The sequence below is a fragment of the Arthrobacter sp. TS-15 genome (genome assembly GCF_006964045.1).
Lineage (GTDB): Bacteria > Actinomycetota > Actinomycetes > Actinomycetales > Micrococcaceae > Arthrobacter.
Window position 1 is genome coordinate 1 of the sequence record NZ_SDXQ01000138.1, and the last position, 1,348, is coordinate 1,348.

Consider the following 1,348-nt stretch of genomic DNA (forward strand, 5'->3'; position numbering starts at 1 on the left):
GGCTGAAGTACCGGCGGGGATTGTCGACCAGCATGGTGGTGAGCTGCTCCTCGGTGACGCCTGCACGGCGCAGCGCCGGAGTCACCTCGTCGTGCAGGTGCGTGTAGTGCCAGTTCGGCGCGATCTGCTCCCGTACGCCGGGAGGGAACCAGTCGATGTGGCAGGACGCGTCGTGCGACAGGACCATCCGTTCGGCGAACCCCTCGTGCGCGAGCGTCGCGACGGTCGCCACCCGCTGGTCGCCGGACAGGAGTATGTCGAGGCCGAAGCGGTCCATCCCGACGTACGAGCCGTTGTCGATGAGTTGGTGCAGATAGTCCAGGTCGGCGGTGTCGCCGCTGTGCCCGATGACGACCGCCCCGAGGTCCACACCTTCGCTGCGCAGGACGTCCTGCGCGACCAGTCCCGTACGAGTACTCGCGCTGGTGTGGACCGTGATCGGAGCGCCGGTACGCAGATGGGCCTGGGCCACCGCTCGCATCACCCGCTCCACACCCGGGGTGAGTTGGTCCTCGATCGCGCACTTCAGGAACCCCGCCCTGATGCCGGTGTCCGCGATGCCCGTGGTGAGTTCACGGACGAACAGCTCGGTCATGCGCTCGGGGCCGCCGAGCATCGTGCCCGGTCCGTGGTACCGGAAGAAGTCAGGGACGTCGGCCAGTGTGTAAATCCCGGTCGCCGCCACGATGTTGAGGTCGACCTGCTCGTTCACCAGGGCGACCCGTGCGACATCGCGTCCGAGCCCGACGACGGTGGGGTCGACGATGGTGGTGACGCCTGTCGCGGCAAGCGCCTTGAGCCGGGTCACCGCGTCGCTGATGTGTTCCTGCTCGTCCCAGGTCTCCGGAAGGGCCTGCCGGAGTTCCTCGCTGAGAACGAAGACGTGCTCGTGCATCAGTACGGCGCCGAGGTCACTTGCCGCCACGGGGCCGCGGACAGTCTGTACCTGCGGGGTCGAGGTCATGCGGATCCTTCGATGCTCGCCCGGGACCCGCCAGTCGAGCGGGCGGCCGGGGTGTGGTGGGAGTGGGCTGCTGTCGAACCGTCGCTCCGAGGACAGTCCCGGGTTCGGCCTGGTGACGACTCTCGCAGGGCCGTGGGACGCCGTCTTTCGCGTCGGCGCGCAGTCCTTTCGCACAGCCGTGATGTCCGGCATGGCCGCCGAAGTGCGCAGGCGTGATGTCCGGCCGGGATCGCTGATCCGGACATCACGTCGACCGCTGAGCCGGACATCATGTCGACCGGGCCACGAGCATGAACTCCGCAACCTGGTACGCGAGTTGCTCCGAAGGGCTCACCGACCGGCGGGAGCCGAGCCGATCTCCACCACCCGAGCCCACGAGACTAG

At 68.1% G+C, this 1,348-nt stretch carries 1 protein-coding gene; it reads right to left on the reverse strand.

The window, feature by feature from the left end:
* Positions 1 to 964, reverse strand: a 964-nt coding sequence (locus tag EU811_RS23350; protein WP_142940602.1) for a phosphotriesterase family protein, incomplete at its 3' end; no start/stop codon positions are given.
* Positions 965 to 1,348: the final 384 nt, after the last annotated feature.